This window comes from Pseudoduganella sp. S-14 (genome assembly GCF_049913285.1).
Classification (GTDB): domain Bacteria; phylum Pseudomonadota; class Gammaproteobacteria; order Burkholderiales; family Burkholderiaceae_D; genus Rugamonas.
The window spans coordinates 5,846,890-5,868,838 of sequence record NZ_CP183991.1 but is presented as its reverse complement, the minus strand read 5'-3'; the positions used below and the strand labels follow the sequence as shown (position 1 = coordinate 5,868,838).

At 61.2% G+C, this 21,949-nt stretch carries 25 protein-coding genes; 8 read left to right on the top strand and 17 right to left on the bottom strand.

Features of this window, described 5'->3' with window-relative positions; all coding sequences use genetic code 11:
* Positions 1-64: 64 nt before the first annotated feature.
* On the top strand, positions 65-1,192 hold the full coding sequence (locus tag ACN9MZ_RS27160) for an alpha/beta fold hydrolase (RefSeq protein WP_426339912.1): 1,128 nt from the start codon (positions 65-67) through the stop codon (positions 1,190-1,192).
* Here ACN9MZ_RS27160 and ACN9MZ_RS27155 read toward each other — a convergent pair.
* Complete coding sequence (locus ACN9MZ_RS27155; RefSeq protein WP_426339911.1) at positions 1,170-1,577, bottom strand: group II truncated hemoglobin; 408 nt, start codon at positions 1,575-1,577, stop codon at positions 1,170-1,172. The genes ACN9MZ_RS27160 and ACN9MZ_RS27155 overlap by 23 nt on opposite strands.
* On the opposite strand from ACN9MZ_RS27155, the gene ACN9MZ_RS27150 reads away from it, so the two are divergent.
* The 3 genes from ACN9MZ_RS27150 to ACN9MZ_RS27140 are packed head-to-tail and all read left to right on the top strand — an operon-like array spanning position 1,554 to position 4,167.
* The gene (locus ACN9MZ_RS27150) at positions 1,554-3,173 is read left to right on the top strand and encodes a hypothetical protein (protein WP_426339910.1); all 1,620 of its coding nucleotides are present in this window, start codon (positions 1,554-1,556) and stop codon (positions 3,171-3,173) included. The genes ACN9MZ_RS27155 and ACN9MZ_RS27150 overlap by 24 nt on opposite strands.
* Positions 3,173-3,721 carry a hypothetical protein gene (locus tag ACN9MZ_RS27145; RefSeq protein ID WP_426339909.1) on the top strand — a complete coding sequence of 183 codons (549 nt, stop codon included), beginning with the start codon at positions 3,173-3,175 and terminating at the stop codon, positions 3,719-3,721. Before ACN9MZ_RS27150 ends, ACN9MZ_RS27145 begins: the two co-directional genes overlap by 1 nt.
* Before the next feature lie 11 nt (positions 3,722-3,732).
* The gene (locus ACN9MZ_RS27140; RefSeq protein ID WP_426339908.1) at positions 3,733-4,167 is read left to right on the top strand and encodes a hypothetical protein; all 435 of its coding nucleotides are present in this window, start codon (positions 3,733-3,735) and stop codon (positions 4,165-4,167) included.
* Between the two features lie 77 nt (positions 4,168-4,244).
* On the opposite strand, the gene ACN9MZ_RS27135 is transcribed toward ACN9MZ_RS27140, so the two are convergent.
* Positions 4,245-5,423 carry an acyl-CoA dehydrogenase gene (locus tag ACN9MZ_RS27135; protein WP_426165322.1) on the bottom strand — a complete coding sequence of 393 codons (1,179 nt, stop codon included), beginning with the start codon at positions 5,421-5,423 and terminating at the stop codon, positions 4,245-4,247.
* 36 nt (positions 5,424-5,459) lie between these two features.
* Positions 5,460-5,966, bottom strand: coding sequence for a flavin reductase family protein (locus tag ACN9MZ_RS27130; RefSeq protein ID WP_426339907.1), 507 nt, complete (start codon positions 5,964-5,966; stop codon positions 5,460-5,462).
* A 151-nt stretch (positions 5,967-6,117) separates the two neighbouring features.
* On the opposite strand from ACN9MZ_RS27130, the gene msrA reads away from it, so the two are divergent.
* Positions 6,118-6,642: a peptide-methionine (S)-S-oxide reductase MsrA gene (gene msrA, locus ACN9MZ_RS27125; RefSeq protein ID WP_426339906.1), complete on the top strand. Its 525-nt coding sequence runs from the start codon at positions 6,118-6,120 to the stop codon at positions 6,640-6,642.
* 160 nt (positions 6,643-6,802) lie between these two features.
* Here msrA and ACN9MZ_RS27120 read toward each other — a convergent pair whose 3' ends face one another.
* The 4 genes from ACN9MZ_RS27120 to ACN9MZ_RS27105 form a co-directional block, all read right to left on the bottom strand.
* A complete protein-coding gene (locus tag ACN9MZ_RS27120) occupies positions 6,803-7,207 on the bottom strand; it encodes a cupin domain-containing protein (RefSeq protein WP_426339905.1) in 405 nt (134 codons plus the stop codon).
* Between the two features lie 21 nt (positions 7,208-7,228).
* On the bottom strand, positions 7,229-7,675 hold the full coding sequence (locus ACN9MZ_RS27115; protein WP_426339904.1) for a hypothetical protein: 447 nt from the start codon (positions 7,673-7,675) through the stop codon (positions 7,229-7,231).
* A complete protein-coding gene (locus ACN9MZ_RS27110; RefSeq protein WP_426339903.1) occupies positions 7,672-8,103 on the bottom strand; it encodes an HD domain-containing protein in 432 nt (143 codons plus the stop codon). The genes ACN9MZ_RS27115 and ACN9MZ_RS27110 overlap by 4 nt, the downstream gene beginning before the upstream one ends.
* A 677-nt stretch (positions 8,104-8,780) precedes the next feature.
* The gene (locus tag ACN9MZ_RS27105; protein ID WP_426339902.1) at positions 8,781-9,521 is read right to left on the bottom strand and encodes an NUDIX hydrolase; all 741 of its coding nucleotides are present in this window, start codon (positions 9,519-9,521) and stop codon (positions 8,781-8,783) included.
* Positions 9,522-9,641: 120 nt separating this feature from the next.
* Here ACN9MZ_RS27105 and ACN9MZ_RS27100 point away from each other — a divergent pair, with 120 nt between their 5' ends.
* Positions 9,642-10,190 carry a 2OG-Fe(II) oxygenase gene (locus tag ACN9MZ_RS27100; protein WP_426339901.1) on the top strand — a complete coding sequence of 183 codons (549 nt, stop codon included), beginning with the start codon at positions 9,642-9,644 and terminating at the stop codon, positions 10,188-10,190.
* Here the strand turns inward: ACN9MZ_RS27100 and ACN9MZ_RS27095 are convergent.
* The 5 genes from ACN9MZ_RS27095 to pdxH all read right to left on the bottom strand — a co-directional run bounded on the left by ACN9MZ_RS27095 (position 10,187) and on the right by pdxH (position 14,183).
* Entirely contained in the window at positions 10,187-10,750 is a 564-nt protein-coding gene (locus tag ACN9MZ_RS27095; protein ID WP_426339900.1) for a GNAT family N-acetyltransferase, read from the bottom strand. The genes ACN9MZ_RS27100 and ACN9MZ_RS27095 overlap by 4 nt on opposite strands.
* A gap of 17 nt (positions 10,751-10,767) precedes the next feature.
* Positions 10,768-11,202 (bottom strand): GFA family protein, encoded by a 435-nt coding sequence (locus ACN9MZ_RS27090; protein ID WP_426339899.1) that lies wholly within the window; start codon positions 11,200-11,202, stop codon positions 10,768-10,770.
* Between the two features lie 12 nt (positions 11,203-11,214).
* Entirely contained in the window at positions 11,215-11,655 is a 441-nt protein-coding gene (locus ACN9MZ_RS27085) for a hypothetical protein (RefSeq protein ID WP_426339898.1), read from the bottom strand.
* A 104-nt stretch (positions 11,656-11,759) separates the two neighbouring features.
* The gene (locus ACN9MZ_RS27080) at positions 11,760-12,968 is read right to left on the bottom strand and encodes a class I SAM-dependent methyltransferase (RefSeq protein ID WP_426339897.1); all 1,209 of its coding nucleotides are present in this window, start codon (positions 12,966-12,968) and stop codon (positions 11,760-11,762) included.
* Between the two features lie 30 nt (positions 12,969-12,998).
* Complete coding sequence (gene pdxH / locus ACN9MZ_RS27075) at positions 12,999-14,183, bottom strand: pyridoxamine 5'-phosphate oxidase (RefSeq protein WP_426339896.1); 1,185 nt, start codon at positions 14,181-14,183, stop codon at positions 12,999-13,001.
* 63 nt (positions 14,184-14,246) lie between these two features.
* Here pdxH and tcdA point away from each other — a divergent pair, with 63 nt between their 5' ends.
* Entirely contained in the window at positions 14,247-15,122 is an 876-nt protein-coding gene (gene tcdA, locus ACN9MZ_RS27070) for a tRNA cyclic N6-threonylcarbamoyladenosine(37) synthase TcdA (RefSeq protein WP_426339895.1), read from the top strand.
* 9 nt (positions 15,123-15,131) lie between these two features.
* On the opposite strand, the gene thpR is transcribed toward tcdA, so the two are convergent.
* A complete protein-coding gene (gene thpR, locus ACN9MZ_RS27065) occupies positions 15,132-15,653 on the bottom strand; it encodes an RNA 2',3'-cyclic phosphodiesterase (RefSeq protein WP_426339894.1) in 522 nt (173 codons plus the stop codon).
* 33 nt (positions 15,654-15,686) lie between these two features.
* Between thpR and ACN9MZ_RS27060 the strand changes: the two genes are divergently transcribed.
* Complete coding sequence (locus tag ACN9MZ_RS27060) at positions 15,687-16,217, top strand: FKBP-type peptidyl-prolyl cis-trans isomerase (protein WP_426339893.1); 531 nt, start codon at positions 15,687-15,689, stop codon at positions 16,215-16,217.
* Between the two features lies 1 nt (position 16,218).
* On the opposite strand, the gene ACN9MZ_RS27055 is transcribed toward ACN9MZ_RS27060, so the two are convergent.
* Genes ACN9MZ_RS27055 through ACN9MZ_RS27040 form a run of 4 tightly spaced genes read right to left on the bottom strand, consistent with a single transcriptional unit; the run spans position 16,219 to position 21,799 of the window.
* Positions 16,219-17,541, bottom strand: a complete 1,323-nt coding sequence (locus ACN9MZ_RS27055; RefSeq protein ID WP_426339892.1) for a sigma-54-dependent transcriptional regulator — start codon at positions 17,539-17,541, stop codon at positions 16,219-16,221.
* Complete coding sequence (locus ACN9MZ_RS27050; RefSeq protein ID WP_426339891.1) at positions 17,541-19,382, bottom strand: sensor histidine kinase; 1,842 nt, start codon at positions 19,380-19,382, stop codon at positions 17,541-17,543. The genes ACN9MZ_RS27055 and ACN9MZ_RS27050 overlap by 1 nt, the downstream gene beginning before the upstream one ends.
* 25 nt (positions 19,383-19,407) lie before the next feature.
* Positions 19,408-20,502 (bottom strand): porin, encoded by a 1,095-nt coding sequence (locus tag ACN9MZ_RS27045; protein WP_426339890.1) that lies wholly within the window; start codon positions 20,500-20,502, stop codon positions 19,408-19,410.
* 25 nt (positions 20,503-20,527) lie between these two features.
* Positions 20,528-21,799 (bottom strand): dicarboxylate/amino acid:cation symporter, encoded by a 1,272-nt coding sequence (locus ACN9MZ_RS27040; RefSeq protein ID WP_426339889.1) that lies wholly within the window; start codon positions 21,797-21,799, stop codon positions 20,528-20,530.
* Positions 21,800-21,949: the final 150 nt, after the last annotated feature.

Sequence of the window (21,949 nt, the reverse complement as noted above, 5' to 3'; positions counted from 1 at the left end):
ATGCAAAAATTGCACTATTATCATCGCGCATTTCGCAAATCCATTTGTCGAAAGGAACCCCCGCATGAAAACAGTCTGGCTGGGCTTTGCTGCCCTGTGTCTCAGTACAGCCGCCGCGGCGCAGAGTTGCGCCGAATCGCCGCCCTGCATGCGCGCCCGCGCCGCCGTGGAAGACCTGACCCGCATTGTCGCGCCGGAGGGCGTGCAGGAAACCTACAAGACCCGAATCGGCGGCATCGACCAGTGGATCAATGTGCGCGGCCAGGACCAATCCAACCCGATGATCCTGTTCGTGCACGGTGGTCCGGCGTCTCCCGCCATGCCGACGACCTGGCAATGGCAGCGTCCCATCGAGGAGTATTTCACTGTAGCGCACTACGACCAGCGTGCCGTCGGCAAGACCCTGCGTGCCAACGACAAGGATGCGGTGGCCGGCACCTTGCGCATCGACCGCTTCGTCGACGATGCGATCGAAGTGGCGGAGCACCTGCGCTCCAAGTACAAGAAGGACAAGCTGATCATCGTCGGCCATAGCTGGGGCACCGTGGTTTCCACGCGCGCCGTGCTGAAGCGGCCGGACCTGTTCCATGCCTATGTCGGCATCGGCCAGATTGCCAACATGCGCGAGAACGAACGGATCAGCTATGACTTCGGCGTCGAGCAGGCCAGAAAGCACAATAACGCCGAAGCGCTGAAGGAAATGGAATCCATCGCGCCGTATCCCGGCAACGAGCCGATTACACGCGAACGCATCATCATTGCCCGCAAGTGGCCGCAGTATTACGGTGGCCTGAGCGCATACAAGAGCGATTCGGTGTATTTCTTCCGCGCGCCGATGCTGTCGCCCGAGTACGACCAAGCCGATTGGGAGGCGATCGACGAAGGCAGCCAGATGACGCTCGGTACCGTGCTGAAAGAGTGGACGGAGGTGGATTTTTCCACCATCAGGAAGTTCCCGATTCCGGTGGTGATGTTCCTCGGCCGGCATGACTACACCACGCCGACCGAGCCGGTGGTGAAATGGATGGCGCAGCTCAAGGCGCCGTACAAGCAAAGCGTCTGGTTCGAGCATTCAGCCCACATGATGCCGTGGGAAGAACCGGGCAAGACGCTGGCCAGCCTGCTCACTTACGTGCGCCCGCTGGCGCTGAAGGAGGGCAAGCGCAGTACTAAGGGTTATACGGCCCCTTGACTTCGCCCCAGCCCCACTTCGGCATCGGCTGGTCGGCATCGACCGTCGCACCGGGCTGGGAGTTGATGACGGCCAGCCGCGATCCCCATTCCAGGTAGCCCACCAGGGCCGAGCGGAATTCAGGATCATCCGGCATCGACAGTTCATCGGCGGTCTCCAGCAGCAGCGCCACCCAGCGGCGGCGCTGTTCCTGCGATAAGTGGCGGTTGAGGTGCTGCCGGATCATGTGTGCGTGGCCGCCATGTGCTTCGGAATATGCTGTGGGGCCGCCCATCACTTCGCCGAGGAAGGCCGCGACATGTGCGGGATGATGGTCGCCCATATGGGCAAAGACTGGGCCGAGTAGTGCATCGGCCTTGACGTGCTGGTAGAAACGATTGGTCAAGCGGTTCAGCGCTTCGGTGCCGCCAACCCATTGGTACAAAGTTGGAACGTGATCCTGGGGCATGGTGTCGGTCCTTTAGAGGAGGAGAGTAACTTGCAATTTCGAACGATATGTTTTGCCGCATTGCTGCCGGCATTTTTCAGCCTCACCGGTTGTGCAGTGTATAGCGAAACGCGGCACAAGCAGGGCGAGGCCGTCAAGGAAGCCTGGAAGTCGGTCGACATCGGCGGCCAGCTTGGCGCAGCGCGCAAGGGAGAGGCAGCGCTGTTGGCAGAACAGCTCAAGACAGAAGAGGCGCTGCAGAAAGCGAGGCGCGATGCCCTGATTCGCTCCATGGTTTTTGAAGGCACTGTAGCAGCGCAATTGAAGGACCCGATCGAGAAGCAGTTGATGGCGCTGGCGGGTTCGCCGCAAGTTGCTGTCGCCTGGGCTGCCGCCTTGAAGAAGGAGGCGAGGGCGAAGAGCAACCTGCATGATGCTGAAATCGAATTCACGCGTGCCGGTGTCGAGATGCCTGCTTGCGGTGTGTTGACGAAGCAGTCGTTTGACGATTGGGCGCAGTCCCATGCTGGCGCGCCGGCATACTTGCGTGCAGCCTGGATGAGTGCCGCCGATGAATGCACCGGCGACGCCCTGACTGTCGGCTCCAGTTTCGCGTTCAAGGCCGGCGCATTGGCGATTACCCAGAAAGCGGTGACAGATGCCCGCGCTGCAATCGGCGGTGCGAAGGCAGCGAGCCTCGAGGCGCGTAACCAGGTTTCAAGGCTATCAAAGGAATATAGCGGTGAGCTGGAAAAGCTCGCTGCCGATCCTTCGGGCGCACAGGATAAATTGAAGTCCATCGCCAGGGAGCTTGGTGAAGCGCTGGCAAAGATCGAGAAGCTGCCGGACCCGGTCTCGCGCCAGTTCGTGTCGGAGCAAAGGGTGAAAGCGCTTGATACGACTCTGGCGTCGTTGGCGGGAAACGTCGACGATAAGGGCGAGAGCGGTGCGACCGGTGCTGCCTTGGCCAGCCTTGCTGAATGGTTCGACCAGTCGCGCGTGGCGCTTGCAGAAGCGAAGAAGCCGCGCCTGGCTGCTGCGCTTTTGCTGCGCAACCTCGAGCAGGCAAAAGCCGATGCCGCCGCCAAGGACGCCCAACTACAGGCAATGGAGTTGCAGTTGCTCGAGTCGAAAATGAACTGGCAGCTCGAGCAGCTTCGCTCGCTGAGCTATGGTCATCAAGCCTTGCAGGCAGTGAGCGCAGAGATGGCGGCGATGCAGGTTCGGGCTGCGTTGGCGCCTGTCGAAACGGCGAAAGCCACTTCCGGCAGGGCCTTTGAAGACAAGACCAAGGTCTGGAAGAGTGCGGCCTCCTACCTGGATGCCAACGGGCGCCTGGCGGCGGAAGTGAACAAGACCGATATCCAGCGCAATGCGCTCGACCATGAGCGCGCCATCGCTTACGCGGAAGGAAACATCGCTCAGTGGAACGTGCTGATCTCGTCGACCGTCAACCAACTCGCGGAATATGGGGATGCGGGTGTGCGCAAGGAAGACATTACAAGCCTGATGAACTCGATTGCTTTGCTGTTCATCGCGAAAGGAGTTCAGTAATGCGTTTCCTCTGGATGACTGTAGCGCTGGCGCTGTGCGGATGTTCGACGCCAAAGCCGGCGATGGAGCAGGCAAACCACGGCGTCGGCCTGATTGCCCAACTTGAATCCTCGTTGAGCGAATTCCGGCGTGTGGAGAAAAATTCCCTGGATGCCCGCGCCGAGTCCCTGCTCGCCCAGCGCAAGGCAATCGCCTTCATCGATCGCGAAAAGCAGCGCGACTTGCAGGCGCGTGTTGCGGCGGGCGACAAGCTGTCGGCAACGCTGATCGACAACCTGGTTGCAAATACTGAAGGACTGGCCTTGATCCAGGCCGAATACGCGGATACCAACGCCAGGAACGAAGCAGCGGTTGCGGCCCTGCTGGCGCCAATTCCGAACAGCCGCAGCGCCACCGGCACTGCCCAGGCAAGGCTGGCGGAAATGGGAGAGGAACTCGGCTGGGATATCCGGCGCAGCGAACTGCAGGCTTTCATCAAGGCTGTAAAGGACAGCGTTGAAGACGGCAAAAAGAAAATTGAAGAAGCAGAAAAGAAGGCCAATGACTAATGGAGGCGAAGATGGCGTCACTCACCGAACAATACATGCTGGACTACTTCGACTCCTTGCGGCGGCTGAAAGCGAAGCAGAATGAATTCGAAGACGCTGCCTCCGACCCTGGCAGCACCGATGGCGCGCGTGCCGCAGCCGCGGCAGCCTATCTCGACATGGCCAACATGATTGCACGCTTCCGCGAGGCGCATGAAGCGTTCATGCACCGCTTCGGCCCGGTGTCGACTGAATCGCCGACGCAGAAGATCGTGGATGAATCGAGCCGCCTGCACAAGGAGCTCGGCGAGGTCATCGCCAAGGCGCAGGGCCAGGTAGCGCTACTGCATGCGCTGTCCGATTTCGTCGATCGCTGGCAGAAGCTGTCGACGGACAGCAAGAAGGGCGCGACAAAAGGAAAGACTGCAGCGGCGGCCAATCTGAACTTCCTGACGCAGCCAATCTGAGCACAAACGATAAGCCCCGCTCGCAGCGGGGCTTTCTTAATAAATGGGGTAAATAAATGGGGTACGTCCCCATTTATTTATTGGAAGGCCTGGATGCCGGTCATCGCGCGGCCCAGGATCAGGGCGTGGATGTCGTGCGTGCCTTCGTAGGTGTTGACCACTTCCAGGTTCACCATATGGCGGATGATGCCGAATTCATCGGAGATGCCGTTACCGCCCAGCATATCGCGCGCCACGCGGGCGATGTCCAGCGACTTGCCGCAGGAGTTGCGCTTCATGATGGAGGTGATTTCGACGGCGGCAGTACCTTCGTCCTTCATGCGGCCCAGGCGCAGGCAGCCTTGCAGGCCGAGGGTGATTTCGGTCTGCATGTCGGCCAGCTTCTTCTGCACCAGCTGGTTCGCCGCCAGCGGACGGCCGAACTGCTTGCGGTCCAGCGTGTACTGGCGGGCGGTGTGCCAGCAGGCTTCCGCCGCACCCAGCGCGCCCCAGGCGATGCCGTAGCGGGCCGAATTCAGGCAGGTGAACGGGCCTTTCAGGCCGCGCACGTCAGGGAAGGCGTTTTCTTCCGGGCAGAACACTTCGTCCATCACGATTTCGCCGGTAATCGACGCGCGCAGGCCGAACTTGCCGTGGATCGCCGGAGCGGACAGGCCTTTCATGCCTTTTTCCAGCACGAAGCCGCGGATCGCGCCTTCATCGTCTTTCGCCCACACGACGAACACGTCGGCCACTGGCGAGTTGGTGATCCACATCTTGGAGCCGGTCAGCGAGTAACCGCCTGGCACCTTCTTGGCGCGGGTGATCATCGAGCCCGGATCGGAGCCGTGGTTTGGCTCGGTCAGGCCGAAGCAGCCGATCCATTCGCCGGTGGCCAGCTTTGGCAGGTATTTCTGTTTCTGGGCTTCGGTGCCGAATTCATAGATCGGCACCATCACCAGCGAGGACTGGACCGACATCATTGAACGGTAGCCGGAATCGACACGTTCCACTTCCCGCGCGATCAGGCCGTAAGCCACATAGTTCAGGCCAGGACCGCCGTATTGTTCAGGGATGGTCGGGCCCAGCAGGCCCAGTTCGCCCATTTCGCGGAAGATGGAAGTGTCCATCTGCTCGTGGCGGAAGGCTTCCAGGATGCGCGGTGCCAGCTTGTCCTGGCAATAAGCCGCGGCGGCGTCGCGCACCATGCGCTCGTCGTCGGTCAGCTGGTCGTTCAGCAGCAGGGGATCGTCCCAGTGGAATGCGGCTTTGCTCATTATGCTTCCTGTCTCTCTTTGTTTATAAAAAATCAATCATCTCAACAGGTCGCGGAACTTCCCGCCGTGGAAAACCAGCGGTGCGTTCCCGGCAAACTCGCAATGTTCAACCTCGCCCACGAAAATCACGTGGTCGCCCTCCGGGTAGCGGCTGCGGTTGTGGCATTCAAACCACGCCGTGCAGCCCTTCAGGACCGGCTGGCCGGTGCGCGACAGCTCGAATTCGACCGTGCCGAACGGGTCTCCCGTGCGGGTCGAAAACAGCTTGGCCAAAGGGGCCTGGTCGGCGCTCAGCACATTGATCACATAGTGCGAGTTACCGCTGAAAATGGGCAGGCTGTTGGCGCCAGTGCCCAGGCTCCACAGCACCAATGGCGGGTCGAGCGAGACGGAATTGAAGGAGCTGGCCGTCAAGCCACGGAAACTGCCATCAGCGAGCCGCGTGGTAATCACGGTCACACCCGTGGCAAATTGCGACAGTGCCTGGCGAAAATGCACACTGTCGAACTCGCGCGAGGTGGCGCGTGGGGAGCTGGTATTCATGCGGGACCTGTTTGTTTCAAAGAGATTATGCCAAAGAACGATAGTCTAACCTTTGGCGAAAGCGACGGGGATTTTAGCTAAGGCGGCACTTTTTGAGCAGTGCGCGCCGATTTGCGCTACAGTAATACTTCCGGTACGTGAGGAGGGCGATATGGCTGAAGTAGCAATCCTGGGCGGTGGATGTTTCTGGTGCACCGAGGCGGTGTACCTGGAGGCGAAAGGTGTCACCAAGGTCGAATCGGGGTACATGGGCGGCGCGCAGCCGAATCCCACCTATGAACAGGTGTGTACCGGCGAAACCGGCCACGCCGAAGTGGTGCGGCTGGAATTCAACCCGGCCCAAGTCAGCTACCGCGACCTGCTGGTCATCTTCTTTACCATCCACGATCCAACTACCCTGAATCGCCAGGGCAATGACGTTGGTACCCAGTACCGCTCCGTAATCTTCTACGACACTCCTGAACAGGAAGCCACTGCGCGGCAGGTGATCGCCGAAATGGCCCACGTCTGGGATGCGCCGATCGTCACCGAACTGGCGCCGGCCGCGCCGTTCTACAAGGCCGAGGACTACCACCAGAACTACTTCGCCCAGCATCCGCTGCAAGGCTACTGTGCTTTCGTAGTGGCGCCCAAGGTGGCCAAGTTCCGCAAGATGTACGCCGAGAAGCTCAAGTAGCTAGCTGGCGACGCCCGGCACCGTCAGCCCCGCAGCGATCACTCAGCGCATATCTCGGGCTGAACTTTGCCTTTGTCCACAGTCTTCATGCAGCCCCCCATATTGAATGCGGCGCAAACACCGGAGACTTTGGCGCCAGGAGGTGCAACTACGGCTAATTTCAAACCCTCGGACGGTGGCGTGTACCCTCGCCTGGAGTAATGAATAGGACCTTGGCCAGGCGCGCGATGTTCGCCGTGTGCCAGGCGCCGCGTGGGACGATGAGGAATTGACCGGGCTGGTCTAACTCAACCTTGCGTTCGCCGTCATCCACTTCCAGCACGAATTGGATTGCACCAGAAATCAGGACGACAACTTCTTCGCCGGCCGGGTGCTGCTCCCAGCTTGCCCAGTCCTCGCCGAAGTCATAAGTGGAAACCAGCCGCCCCGGCCCGAGGTGGGCGAAAGCGCCCGAAGTCAGGTCTTGCCAGAACGATTCGTTGACTTCAAGTGGAACCGCGGTACCGTCAGGGCCAAGGTGCAGGTAAGTTTCGACGGTATTGAATTGTCCAATAGCAGTCTTCATGGCGGAAACTCCTTCAGCAAATCACATTCCCGAGATCGCCCCGCAATAGAGGGCAGTCCTGCAAACAATGAACTGCGCGATCCCGAAACCTGCGGAACACGCGGCGAAGGTCGCGGCAAAAGCGCTGGCTGGCTTCAGGCCACGGCGCCGCGCGAGCACTGCAACGGTGACTGCCGCCAGCGCAAGGCCGGGCAGTGAGAACAAATGGCCGAGTCCAAGCAACCCCTCTGGTCGCGCCAGCGAGGCTTGCCATACCCAGTAGCCGAGGAAGGTCACGGTCAAGGCAGTCGCAGCGCCCAAAGTAGACAAAGGAGGCGCTTTGCCAATCTGGATCAGGCCGATCACGCCGCCCCAGGCCAGCAGGTAATACCATGGACCCAAATAGGCAGGATCACCGAAGATGAAAACTGCCGTGAGCAGTACTGCTCCGAGGCCAAGGGCAAGTGCGATGTCCAGTGTGCGTGTCAATTTGAATCCGAATCCAGTAAGAGGGCGCGAACCTGTTTGTATTCCTCGACCCGCGCGAAGTCTTTCTCGGTCGGGTTGGTAATGCGGCTCAGGTCCTTGTTTTCCGCATTGTCAGCGAGCTTGACGAGTCGTGCAATCGGGTTCGATGCAGCGCGTGCCGCCGCCTGTAGCCGGGTTTCGCCAGGACGCTTGGTGAGGGCCTCAACGGCCTCGACGACTTCAAGCGGAAAGCCGGCTTCCGTCAACTGCAGCAATGTGACCGACGTATCTTCAACCACATCGTGCAGCACCGCTGCCATGCGTTCGTCATTGGCAGAGACGCGAAGCATCACACGCAGCGGATGCAGGATGTAGGGCTGCCCTGCCTTGTCAACCTGGCCGGCATGGGCTGCGGCAGCGATTTCGATGGCTCGCTCAAGGGTGGGCATGGATGCTCCTGCCGGTAGTAGTGAGAACTTTGCTTGGTAGATATGCCGCCAGCGTCGGCGATTGCGATGGCAAATGATACGAGAACTATCTGAGGATGAACAGGATCACGAGTCCTAACGCCAAGACAAGCGGCGTCACGAAGAGCCACAGTTCAATCTTTCTCAGCATTGACCGGGGCGTGTCCTGGCGCACGAATGACACGATATTGAAAATCGCTCCCAGAACAATTGCCACGAAGAGTGCAAACATCAGCAACATCGCTTCGCCAAGGCCTTGCCCAACGCACGACATGCTTGGACATGCTTGCCCCCTTGGGCGAAGACTGTCCCAAGCAAGCCAGCTGATGACAAGCAAGATTGGGACATACGAGAGCGGGCGCAGGATGCGTACAAGGCGAGAGTTCGGCACAGGTATCACCTCCAGCGCCCGTCGTTCAATCTGTTCATGGCACGTTAGCCGGCTCTATCCAAGCTTAAAGTTAATGATTTGGCAAATGGTATCACGCCGATGATAGGGCGACGAACGCGATAACTGCCTTGCGATAATCCTCATGACTAGCGCTGGCCTCTTGCCGGGCGCACTGGCCCGGCCGACGTATGCGGTGCGGCTTTTGCCAGGATGTCGGACAGGCTCTCTCAACTTCCATTCGGATATGGACGCGATATCTCGTCATGCCTCACTGGCCAGTGCCCATTACGCGGTTGAAGTAGACTGTCGGGTGGCCGGTACGCAGGCGGTATAACTGGGCCGGGCGGTTGCTGCCGTGGCGCTGCTTGCCTGTAATCTCTTCGAGGAAGTCGCCTTCCTTGATTCGCTTGCGGAATGCGCTTTTTTCCACAGCACGCCCGAGGATGGTTTCATACACGCGCTGCAGGTCCGACAGGGTGAATTCAGCCGCCAGCAAATGCACGGGAATCGAAGTGTATTCAACCTTGTTGCGCAAGCGCTGCAGGGCCACGTCGAGGATGGCTGAATGGTCGAAGGCCAGTGCACCTTTCGCCGTCAGGCCTGTCACCGGATGCCAGCTTGCCGCCTCACTGCCGGAACCATGGCGCAGTTCCACGCCGTCCGAACCGATCAAGGCGAAGTAGGCGAAGGTCGCGGACCAGCCGCGCGGATCGCGCGTGGCGCTGCCGAAGCCTTGCAGTTGCTCGAGGTAGGGGGTATCAACGCCGGTTTTTTCGCGCAGCTTGCGCAGCGCCGTGGCATCGAGGTCGGTGTCGCGATGAATGTCGATGAAACCACCCGGCAAGGCCCAGCGGCCTTTATGAGGGTGCTCGCCACGCCGCACAAGCAGGACGTGCAAAGCGTTTTCGCGGATCGTAAGAATGACGAGGTCAACGCTGGTGAGCGGCACGTCGAAGTCGTGAATATTGTATTTCCGCAGAAATTCCTGCTCGGTCTCTTGGCTGCCCATTGATGTCCTCATGTGTAGGCGGCCATTTTAGCCGCCTTAGTGTGAAATAAAAATAACTTAGTGGAATTTAAAACTAAGTTAGTGTAATATTTTCACTAACAAGAACGCAAACGCAACATTATGAAAGCAGAACAACTGGGTCTTGGCGTTTTTACGGTGAGCGAGTTCCTCAACACGGCCGAATGCCAACACTACATCGAAATGGGCGAGGAGATGGGCTACCAGCCCTCTGAAGTCAACCTGCCTAGCGGGTCGGTGCGGCGCACGGACATTCGAAATAATGACCGCGTGATCTTCGACGATCCCTGCCTTGCGGAACTGCTGTTCACGCGCGCTGCGCCTTTGCTGCCGGCTACAATCGGCGAGTGGCGCCTCCATGGCCTGAATGAACGATTTCGTTTTTATCGCTACGGCCCGGGAGAATACTTCAAATGGCATAAGGATGGTTACTTTGAGAAGGCGCCGGATGAAGTGAGCATGCTCACTTTCCTGATCTACCTGAATGCCGGCTTTGAAGGCGGGGACACCCAGTTCAGGTGGGAGACCGTCCATCCTCAGGAAGGGATGCTGCTGGTCTTTCCTCACAATCAGTCGCATCAAGGGGCGGAAATCAGTGCGGGCATCAAATACGTCCTGAGGTCAGACGTCATGTACGAAAGGAGAAGTTAAGTGCACAGTCTCCGCCTGTCAGTTGTGTCGTTCAGCTTAAGCCACATATGCACTTTGGCTTTGTAGCCGGCCGGTGTTCGAAGCGCCATTGGTTCAATCCCGAAGCTGAGAAAACCTGCGGCCTGGTAGAGGGCAAGCGCTGGGTGGTTGTTTTCGGTAACCGTCAGCGTGACGACCTCGACTCCTGGCCTGCGTCGCGCGCAGGAGAGAGCGGCGCTGAGCAGTTTGTGGCCGATCCCTTTGCCGCGCCATTCGGACAGCGTGTACATCCCGATCAAATGGGCCTTGTGGCTGGTCTTGGATCTTACCGAAAATTCCAGGCCCACCGTGCCGACCAGCTTCCCGTTGGCGATAGCGCCGAACACAATGCTGTTCTGTTGCGGATCGGAGATGCGCTGCTCCCACCACGATAAGGGCAGGGCGGCGCGTTCTGCCGGCGTTGAGGTGAACGCGTCCGGTTCGTGTTCGAAACCGTGCAGTGCCAGGTCGCGATATTGCGCAACATGCTCTGGCGATAGCGGGAGAATGTGGACGTGCGGCGCTTCCGGCGTGGGGCTCATGAAAGGTGGTGTACGTACTATTGTGGCTTTGCCTTGGATGGCACAGCCGAGCTGCTCTCGGCAAAGCGCGGGAGTTCGTCCCGAATATCAAACCAATGCACTTGCGACGAGGTCCATACGTGATCCTGGATAGCGGCGCGATCCGGCTCATCGAGGCTGCCGGCACATACCTGCACCCGGTCGGCAAGAACTTCCTCACGCATGCCGAGGGTGCTGCCGCATACTGGACAAAAGCCGCGTTCTGCGAAAGACGAGGAGCGATACCAGGCTGGTTCAGCGCGCAGCCAGGAAAATGAAGCCTTCGCGAAGTGGACAAACGCCAGTGCGGGCGCGCCGGAATGCTTGCGGCACATCGCGCAATGACAAATGACGCCGCGCAGCGGTTGCGACGTGGCGCGATAGCGAATGGCGCCGCACAGGCAGCCGCCTTCAAAGTGTTCGGTGTTGGGCATTTGATGGCCTCTTCAAGGCTGCGATTCGGAGATCTCTTCGCGGATCAACCACTTGCCGCTGGCATCCGGCGCCACCAGCAAGGCCAATGGGCTCTCGTATTTCTTGAGCACCGCATAGCGCGTCGCCTTGATCCTCACGCCGCGGCCTTCATCCGAGTAGCTGACCTGCGAGTAGGTGCTATAGTCGCCTTTGGTCTTTGCCAGCGGCATGGCGCTGCGCACAAGCGCCTTGTACTGCACGGCGGGAATCGCCACCTCGCGCGTTTGCCCGGTGGGGTAAGTGCGCTTGTTCTTGATCAGCGCGTCGTCGGCATAGAGGTCTGCGACTGCGGGATTGAAGGCCGCTTCAAGTGAGGAGTATTGCTGGAATAGCGAGCGTGCTTCATCAACCGGACCGGCGGAGGCAGCGAAGCACAGCATCGAGAGTGGGATGGCCAGCAGCAGTCGTTTCATGGTCGCGGAAAATGGAGTGGTCTTGCAGCGACATCATAAAGGCACTTTCGCTTTGCTGCACAAGTCATGATGTGCGCCGCGCGAATCCCATCACTTCCATGGGCTTATTGGTTCTCATAGATGTAGCGGCGCGACCAGGGGAACGAAGAAGGATGCCGCCCCGCCTTGCCGCATACAATCTGGTAAAGGCTGATCCAGTCCTGATCGAAGGCATAGGCGCAGCCGGCGAGGTAGACGTGCCAGATGCGGAAGCGCTTGTCGCCCGCCAGCTCACGCACCTTCTCTTCGTGGTCCTCGAAATTCTCGGTCCAGATGGCGCAGGTGCGGGCGTAGTGGCGGCGCAGGTTTTCCACGTCGTAGGCTTCGAGCTGGCCTTGCTGCATGGCTTTCAGCACCTGGCCGATGTGGGCAAGTTCGCCGTGCGGGAAGACGTACTTCTCGATGAACTCGCCGCCGCCATACGGCGTTTCGCCGTTATCCGGATCGGTCGACGTAATCCCGTGGTTCATCACCAGGCCGTCGTCGGTCAGTAGCCTGTTGATAATTCCGAAGTACTCCACAAGATGTTTGATGCCCACGTGCTCGAACATGCCGACGCTGGTGATGCGGTCGAAGCTGCCTTGCACGTCGCGGTAGTCCTGCAGGCGGATCTCGACCAGGTCCGACAGCCCGGCGGCGCGCACGCGCTCCAGTGCCAGCGCGTGCTGGTTTTCGCTCAGCGTGATGCCGGTGCAGCGCGCGCCGTACTTCTGGGCGGCGCGGATCACCAGTGCACCCCAGCCGCAACCGATATCGAGCAGCGTCTGTCCCGGCTGCAGCCGGATCTTGGCCAGGATATGGTCGATCTTCTTGATCTGCGCAGTAGCCAGGTCCTCGTCGCCATTTTCAAAGTAGGCGCATGAATACACCATGTTCGGGTCGAGGAACTGCTGGTAGAACTCGTTGGAAACGTCGTAGTGGTAGCGGATCGCTTCCGCGTCGCCCTTGCGGTTGTGGTGGAAGTTGCGCGCGATGCGGGCCAGGCTGCTGCTGTCATTCAGCGAGCTGCGGGCGAGGGCATTGACCACCTTGATCATGTCGACGGCGCGCCCGGTCACTTCGATGGCGCCTTCGACATAGGCGGTGCCCAGGTTGGAGAGCGAGGGCTTGAGCAGGTAGCGCGCCGCGGCTGGGCTGGGGACGCGGATCGTCACGCGCGGCGCTTCCTTTGAGAAGTCGAAGCTGCGACCGTTCCACAGCTCTATCCTCAAGGGCAGGGCGACTTGCGGGGCAATGCTGCTGATCCAGCTATTGATGCGGTTTTGTACAAACATGCCCCTGCCCCTTCCCTGTGAAAGGACGGATCAGGGCTGGATGCGTTCCTTTTTCCAGCTACCGTCCTGCAAGTCATAGACTATCCTGTCGTGGAAGCGCGAGGCGCGCCCTTGCCAGAACTCGACGCGGTCCGGTACCAGGCGGTAACCACCCCAGTGCTCGGGCCGTTGCGGCTGCCCGCCGCTGGCCGCCTCGACGGCGGCATAACTCTCTTCCATTGCTTCGCGGCTGGCGATCGGCCGGCTCTGCTGGGAAGCAATAGCGCCCAGCTGGCTCTTCACCGGGCGGCTGTAAAAGTATTTGTCGCTCTCTTCGGCGGAGGTTTTCTCGACCCGGCCTTCGATCCTGACCTGGCGTTCAAGCTCGGGCCAGAAGAACAGGATTGCCGCGTGCGGATTCTCCGCGAGCTGCTGGCCTTTCTGGCTCTGGTAATTGGTGTACCAGGTGAAGCCGCGCTCATCGTATTGCTTGATCAGCACGATGCGCGAACTCGGGCGGCCATTCTTGCCGACTGTGGCCACGCTCATGGCGTTGGGCTCGTTCACCTGCGCCTTCATGGCTTCATTGAACCACTTGGCAAACTGCGCAATCGGGTCGGCCAGGGTGTCGGCTTCCGACAGGCTGGCGCGGCCATAATCCATGCGCAGGTCCGCCAGGGCGATTCCGCCGGCGATGGCCGCCGGCAGGATGCCGCGGCGCTGCTGCATGGCCTCGCCCAGGATGGTCATCTGGGCGGGACTGAGTATCCGTTTGGCCATGGGCGCGATGTGCGCCTCTTCGGTTTCCATATGCGAGGTATAGGCTTGTACGAAGCGTTCTACGTCGGCGGCATTCAAGGCTGCGCTGGAACCGTTGGCAATCTTATCAAGTTGCGAATCGAGTATAGCCCAGTCCTGATCCATCTGCTTGTGCTGAGCGAGGATTTGCGGGCCCAGCGCGGCCAGCAGGGCAGAATCCTCGCCTTGCGCCGCTGCCGTCAACAAGGGAAACAGGTCGTTTTCCTCGTCGGCGTGGTGCAGGTGGGCAGCCTTGTTGAAGTACTTCTGCACGGCCTGGGCGGCTTGCTGGGCGGCGGCATCGGGGCCGTGCTGCGGCAGGTGGCTCAGCAGGTTTTGCAAGGTTTGCAATTGCTTGCGGATCTTGTCGTGGCAATGTTTCAGGACAGCGATTGGCTGGTCATAGCCGGGGGCGGTATCGATCAAGGAATTACTCATGGAGCAGGTCTGGTGAACTTGGCAAGAGAAAACATTGTAGCCCGGGTCCGGTAAAATGTCGGGATGAATTCCCCGCAAATAGTTGATCCAGTTCTGGAAGATATCGATTTTGACCGCCGTTTTGGCGGCATTGCCCGCTTGTATGGCGAAAAAGCGCTCGCACGTTTCCGAGGCGCACATGTCTGCGTAATTGGCGTGGGCGGTGTTGGTTCGTGGATTGTGGAGGCGCTGGCACGTTCTGCCATTGGCAAGCTGACCCTGATTGACCTCGACAATGTGGCCGAGTCGAATATCAACCGCCAGATCCAGGCCTTGTCCGGCACGATCGGGATGGCCAAGATTACCGCGCTGGCGGAGCGCATTGCCCAGATCAACCCATTCTGCGAAGTGGTGCAGGTGGAGGATTTCATCACGCCGGATAACCTGGATGAGATGGTGGGGGCGCATCAATTCGACTATGTGGTGGATGCCATTGATTCGGCCAAATCGAAGACGGCGCTGATTCACTATTGCCGCAGCAAGCAGATTCCGCTGATCGTGATCGGCAGTGCGGGCGGGCAGACCGATCCGACCCGGATTGAGGTGCGCGATTTGTCCAAGACTGAGCAGGAGCCCTTGCTGAAGAAGGTGCGGCGGCGTTTGCGCAGCCAGTACAACTATCCGCCGAATTCCAAGAACAAGCTGGGGGTCGATGCGGTGTTTTCGATGGAACCTTTGAAGTTTCCCGAGACGGGGGAGGCCTGCACCGTCGATGGCGATGAGAAGGCGGCGACGAAGCCGGGACTGACGGGCATTAATTGCGCTGGCTTTGGCTCGGCGATGGTGGTGACTGCGACGTTTGGCATGGTGGCCGCGGGGCATTTGTTACGCAAGTTGGCTGAGCAGGCTGAAACCGGTAAACCGGTGTCTGACCCGCAGCCGCAGCAGCCCGGTGTCTGACCCTGCGGGTCAGACATCGATTGGCCGGTTTTGGGCGAGCGGCACGTAACGCCCATCCGGCATCGACTCCACCAGCGCGAGCCCTTGCACATTCCACACCACCGGTACGCCGCTGAAATCCGCAGGCGCCTCCTGCGCCTCGCGCGCCAGGGTGATGTGCGGCTTGAACTGGCCATGTGTCGCGGCGCTGAACCCCGCTGCCTCCAGCCGCGACATCAGCTCGCCCTGCGCGGCCAGCAGCCCTGACGGCGGCGCACTCGTCCCCGCCCAGGCAATTTGCGGCCGCTTGAAGTAGCCATAGCAATCAACGGTCAACTGCAACGGCGGCACATGCGTTGCATGCAGGATGTCGAGCAAGACAGGCATAGCCTCCGCCGGCTGCTGGCCAAGAAACGCCATGGTCAGATGCAGTTTCTCCGGCGGAATCAGCCGTCCGTGCACCGGCTGTTGCAGGCGCAGCAAGGCCTGGCGAACCCCATCGTCCGGCCAGAGCGCAAAAAACAGTTTGTGCACAGCTTGTTTTGCTATCATGGCAGCCGCCTTAAAACCACTTAACGAATATACATGAAACGCACTTCGATCCTGTTCGCATTCCTGTGCGCCGCCGGCCTGGCGCAGGCACAGCAGCCTACCCAAGAACCTGCCCCGGCCCAGCCAGCCGCGACGGCCGCACCTGCGGCGCAAGCCGAAGCCGCGGCGTCGGCCCAGCCAGGACCGGTCGTGCCGGGTTCGGCCCAGCCGGGCCCCGCCGCCGAGCAACTGATCGTCACCGACCACAAGATCGGCAAGGGCGCCGAAGCCAATGTCGGCAACACCGTGTTCATGCACTATACCGGCTGGCTGTATCGTCCCCTGGCCAAGAACCAGCGCGGCCGCCAGTTCGACAGCTCGATCCCGCGCGGTGAGCCGCTGGACTTCAAGCTGGGTACCGGCAAAGTGATCAAGGGCTGGGACCAGGGCATCGTCGGCATGAAGGTGGGCGGCAAGCGCACCCTGATCATCCCGGCGGAACTGGCTTATGGCTCGCGCTCCATGCCGGGCATTCCTGCCAACTCGGCCCTGATCTTCGACGTCGAACTGGTGGACGTCAAATAACTCAGCGGTAGTCCTCGGCCGCCAGGCCGTACTTCTGCATCTTGTGGTACATGGTCTGCTTCGGCAGGCTCAGCGCGGTACAGGCGGCGGCGACGTTGCCGCCGGCCGCGCGCAGCGCCTGCTCGATCAACATGCGCTCGAAGGCGCCGACCTGGTCCGCCAGCGAAGCCGGCGCCGTATTCTCCGTCGAGGCCGACAGCCCCAGCACGAAGCGATCGGCCGCATTGCGCAACTCGCGCACATTGCCGGGCCAGTCCTGCGCCATCAGCTGCTGCATCTGCGCGGGCGGCACGACCGGGCAGGGACGCTTGTAGCGCGCTGCCGCGTCCATCATGAAATGCTCGAACAACAGCGGGATGTCTTCGCGGCGCTCGCGCAGTGGCGGGATGTGCAGCACGATCAGGTTCAGGCGGTAATACAGGTCGCTGCGGAATTTGCCCTGGTCGGAAAACTCCTTCAGGTCTTCTTTTGAGGCGGCGATGACACGTATGTCCAGCGCTACCGGGGCGTTCGAACCGAGGCGCTGGATCGAGCGTTCCTGCAGCACGCGCAGCAGCTTGACCTGCATTGCCAGCGGCAGGCTTTCAATTTCGTCGAGGAACAGCGTGCCGTGGTCGGCGTGTTCGATCTTGCCGATCTGGCGCTTGGCAGCGCCGGTGAAGGCGCCTTGTTCGTGGCCGAACAGTTCGCTCTCGAAAATCGTTTCGGGGATGGCGCCGCAGTTGAGCGGTACATAGTGATGCCTGCCGCGCTCGCTGAACTGGTGCAGGCAGCGTGCCACCAGTTCCTTGCCGGTCCCGGTTTCACCATAGATCAGCACGTCGGCCGGCTGTCCGGCGACGTCCAGGATCACCTGGCGCAAGGCTTGCATGGCGGGCGTATTGCCCAGCAGGCAGGCCTCGATGCCTTCGCTGTGCTCGAGCTTCTGGCGCAGCGCGCGAACTTCCAGCTGCAGGCGCCGCTTGTCGACGGCGCGGCGAACCACGTCGGCCAGTTGCTCCGAAGAGTAGGGCTTTTCCAGGAAGTCGTAAGCGCCGTCGTGCATGGCTTGCACCGCCATCGAAATGTCGCCATGGCCGGTGACCAGGATGACCGGCAGGTCGGCATCGATGGCGCGCGCCGCTTCCAGCAATTCCAGCCCGCTCATGCCGGGCAGGCGTACATCGCTCACCAGCACCACCGGGCTGTTCGCTTGCAGCAGCTGGGCTGCCGGTTCGGCGCTTTCGAAGCTGCTCACCGAGAAATCGGCCAGCTCCAGTGCCTGTTCACTGCCAGCGCGTACGGTCGGGTCATCTTCGACCAGTAGCACTTGTATATTGTCCATCACGTCTCCTGCGCTTCTTTTAATTCGATCACGAAGCAGGCGCCGGTACTGGCCTGTTCCGCTCTTAAGCTTCCGCCGAAATCGCGGATGATTTGTTCTGAAATTGCCAGCCCCAGTCCCAGGCCTTCGCCTTGCGGCTTGGAGGTGTAGAACGGCTCGAACAGCCGCTCGCGCGCTTCCTCGCTGAGACCCGGGCCGCTGTCGGCCACGCGGATCAGGACCCGGCCTGGCTTGCTGCTCACCTCCAGCACCAGTTCGCGCACCGCGCAGCCGGCCATCGAATCCAGGGCATTGGTCATCAGGTTGAGCAGCACCTGTTCCAGCCGGTTGCTGTCGCACAGCGCATAGATATCGGCCTTGTCGATGCGCAGCTGGAAGGTGACCTTGTCGAGCTGGATGCGGCGCTCCACCAGCACCAGGGCGTTCGAAATCGAGGTATGGATCGACACCGGGCCCAGTTCCGCATTCGACTTGCGGGCGAAGCCCTTCAGCTTGCCGGTGATGGTGCCCATGCGTGCCACCACCTGCGAAATGGTTTTCAGGTTGTTGCGCACATCGTCCATGCGGCCGCGCTCAAACAGCAGCACGGCGTTGTCGGACATGGTGCGCAGCGCGGTCAGCGGCTGGTTCAGCTCGTGCGTGATGCTGGCCGACATCTGCCCCAGCACCGCCAGCTTGCCCGCCTGGAACAGCTCGTTCTGCGTGATCTGCAGCTGCTGCTCGGCCTGGCGCCGCACGTCGACTTCCTTGCTCAAGTCCTGCGTCATGCGCGCCAGGCTGGCGGTACGCTCGGCCACCATGCGCTCCAGCTCTTCCTTGGCGCGCAGGCGCTGGCGCCAGTACAGGAACAGCAGGATGAGGAAGCCATAGGCCAGCAGCGCGAACAGGAAGGCGAGGCTGGCATTGCCGCGCGCCGCGTTCAGGTCGGACATGTAGATGAAGGTCCAGTCGCGCGGCGCCAGGGAGCGTGTCTGCGCCAGCATCAGGGGCGTCGACGCCGCCCCCGGTGCATTGCTGCTGCGGATCACGAGCAGGCGGTCGCCGTTGGCCAGCGCTTCGTCGTGCTTCAGCGTCAGCGGCGGCAGCGCTTGCGCGAAATACTGGCGCGTCTGTTCGAGTTCGGCGCGTACGTTTGCCGACAGGGGCCGTAGCGCCTTGAACTTCCACTCGGGGTCCGAGCTGAGGAAGATTACGCCGTTCGGATCCACCAGGGCCACCTTGTCGCTGCCCTGCGTCCAGCTGCGCTGCTGGTTCTCGATGCTGACCTTGATGGCCGCCACGCCCAGCATGCGCCCATCCTTGTAGATGCCGTGGGCATAGAAATAGCCCGGCTCCAGGCTGGTGGTGCCCACGCCGTAAAAGCCGCCGGGGCGGCCGCGCAGCGCATTGCGGATGTAAGGCCGGAAGTTGACGTCGTCGCCGATGAAGCTGTCCTTCTGGCGCCAGTTGCTGGCGGCCTGGGTGCGGCCCTGCAGGTTGACGATGTAGATATTGCTGGACTCGGCCTTCTTGTTCAAGCCTTCCAGGTACTCGTTGACGCTGTTGCGCACATCCTCGTCGCCGGGATGCTCCAGAAGCTGGACCACGTCCTTGTCCAGCTCCAGCATGCGCGGGATCAGGTCGTATTTGTCGAGCAGGTTTTCCAGGCTGGTGGCATACACCTCCAGCCTTTGCGCGCCCGCTTCGCGCAGGCGCTCGGTCGTTGCGCTGTCGGCCCACCAGTAAGCCAGGTAGGGCAGGGCCAGTCCTGCCAGCAGCACCAGGCCCAACAGGGTACGGACGTGTTGCGTCGGACGCGGTTGCGCCTGGAGCGTTGCGGTGATGTCGGGTTGGACTGGCATTACAGCCAACTATAGCAAACCTCAGTTACAGTTGATGGCGCAACCCCAGGTTAAAGGCGCGTTGGCCCTTGCCGTCGTCGGTGGCGTTGCCGACAGTGAAAGGGGCGCCGTTGTGGCCATTGATGCGGCCGTAGGCGGCGTACAGGTCGGTGCGCTTGGACAGGCCGTACAGGTAGGCCACGCCATATTGGCGCGCATCCTGGTTGGCTGCGCTGCGGTCCATGTGCTGCACCACCGAGCCGGCAAAGCTGTGTGGGCCGAAGGTGGCGCACAGGCCCAGCACCAGGTCGCGGCTGGAGGCGCCCGGAATGCCGATGGTGCCGGCGGTGATGACGCTGGTGGCGCTGGTCACGGTGCCCGTTGGGCTGCTGCTGCCGTTCGACAGGGTGCTGCTGCCGCCGCCGCCCACCGTGCCCATGCCTCGGTTGGAGGCATAGCCAGCGTGCAGCTGGTAGTTGCCAAGCTTGTAGCGCGCTGCCAGCAGCGTGTTATAGGCATGCAGGCCGGAGGTGGCGCTCTCGCGGCGGAAGTGCGAAAGCGACAGCGCCAGCGGGCCTTCGTCGTAATTCAGGGCGCCGCTCAGCGCGCGCTTGCGGGTGCTGTCGCTTGCCACTTCGCCCGCGCTGTAAACCAGCTCGGTCGAGAAGCCGACCAGCTTGGGCGAGGCGTAGCGCAGCGAGTTGTCCATGCGGCGGTTCGGCACCATCAGGTTGGCAGCCTGGCCGGCCAGGCCGTCGGCGAAGGGATCGGCGATGTCGCGCAGGGCCTTGTAGTACGGCGAGTACTGGCGGCCGGCGCTGATGGTGCCAAGCGGGCTGGCCAGCGAAACGAAGGACTGGCGGCCGAAAGTCAGGCCGCCCTGGCCGGAGGCGCCGGTATCCATGGCGAAACCGCTCTCGATGACGAAGCCGGCCGACAGCCCATTGCCCAGGTCTTCGGTGCCCTTGAAGCCAATGCGCGAGCCGGAGGCGATGCCGCTGCTCACATTGGAGGTATTGCCGGCGGCGCCGCCGCGTTCGAGCACGATGCCGGCGTCGGCAACGCCATAGACTTGGACGGAAGATTGCGCGTGCGCGCTGCAGCAGGCCAGGGCCAGCAGGGTGGTGGCAGTGTATTTCATTGGGGTTCTCCTGAGGTTGTTGTTCTTATGCGGCGCGAATGTAGCTGTGTTCGTCCGCTGGTTCTTCTTCGCCGAGCGCGCCTTCCCACTTCGCCACGACGGCGGTGGCGATGGCGTTGCCGACGGCGTTGGTGGCCGAGCGGCCCATATCGAGGAACTGGTCCACGCCCATCAACAGCAGCAGGCCGGCTTCAGGGATGTGGAATTGGGTCAGGGTGGCGGCGATCACCACCAGCGAAGCGCGCGGCACGCCGGCCATGCCTTTCGAGGTCAGCATCAACAGCAGCAGCATGGTGATCTGGGTGCCGAGCGACAGGTCGATGCCATAGGCCTGGGCGATGAACAGCACGGCGAAGGTGCAGTACATCATCGAGCCGTCCAGGTTGAAGGAATAACCCATTGGCAGCACGAAGCTGGAGATGCGCCGTTGCACGCCGAACTTGTCCAGCGCGACCAGCAGTTTTGGATAGGCCGCTTCCGAGCTGGCAGTAGAGAAGGCCAGCAGGAACGGTTCGCGGATCAGGCCTACCAAACGCAGCACGCGCGGGCCCAGCACGGCGAAGCCGGCGCCGATCAGCAAGGCCCACAGGCAGAACAGGCCGAAGTAGAACCCGCCCATGAACTTGGCAAAGGTGGCAAGGATGCCGAGGCCATTGGTGGTGACCACCGAAGCCATGGCGGCAAACACCGCCAGCGGGGCCAGCCCCATGATGGTGCCGGTAATGCGCAACATCACTTGCGCCAGTTCGTCCACCACGTCCAACAAGCGCTTGCCGGATTCGCCCAGCGCGCCCAGGGCAGAGCCGAAGAAGATCGAGAACACCAGCACTTGCAGGATCTCGTTATTGGCCATGGCCTCGATCGGCGACTTCGGCACCACGTGGGTGATGAAATCCTTCAGCGTGAAGGCCGAGGTTTTCAGGCCGGTGCGGGCGTCGATGGCAGGCAGCGGCAGGCCCAGGTTGGTCCCGAGCTGCATCACATTCGACAGCAGCATGCCGAGCGCCAGGGAGACCAGCGAAGCGACGATGAACCAGGCGAAAGCCTTGGCGCCGATGCGGCCGGCGGCCTTGCCGTCGCTCAGGTTGGCGATGCCGACGGTCAGGGTGGAGAACACCAGCAGCGCAATGATCATCTTGATCAGGCGCAGGAAGATGTCGGTCACCAGCGAGATGTGGGCCGAGATGTCGGCGGTGAGCTTCTTGTCAGGGAATACCGTGTGACAGGCGTAGCCGACGGCGATGCCAAGCAGCATCGCGAACAGGATGTAGAGGGTAAGGGGGCGCTTCTTTTGCATTCCGGTCTCCGTTGTGTAGGTCCCCGCGTGTGTGGCGGGGTCCCGGGTCAACAGCAAGCTGTGTGCCCGCGGGACGGATTCCGGTAAGTACTTGATTTATAAGCCAGCCGGCATGCTAATGATGTCGGCTGGCAATTTTACCGTCCGAGA